Below are 216 nucleotides of genomic sequence, written 5' to 3' on the forward strand. Positions count from 1 at the left end.
CCATAAAACTTATTCCTTACCGGCGTGGCTAACCAGCCAGCAGTTGTGAATTTGACGATTGCGCGCAAAATCTTGCGACAACGTTTTTTGGGTAATTTCCTGCGCCTGCAGACCAAGACGGGCTAAGCCATCGAGATCCATTTTGAAGCCGCGCTTGTTATTAGAGAACATAATGGTGCCACCGCGACGCAGCAGACGTTTCAGATTCTGCATCAG

1 pseudogene is annotated in these 216 nt (G+C 49.1%); it reads right to left on the minus strand.

Annotation, left to right across the window (positions count from 1 at the left end):
* Window positions 1-9 precede the first annotated feature (9 nt).
* Window positions 10-216: pseudogene (gene rlmL, locus PSSD_RS26145) on the minus strand (bifunctional 23S rRNA (guanine(2069)-N(7))-methyltransferase RlmK/23S rRNA (guanine(2445)-N(2))-methyltransferase RlmL); the annotation flags it as partial.

Source organism: Type-D symbiont of Plautia stali (genome assembly GCF_001485335.1).
Classification (GTDB): Bacteria; Pseudomonadota; Gammaproteobacteria; order Enterobacterales; family Enterobacteriaceae; genus Pantoea; species Pantoea vagans_C.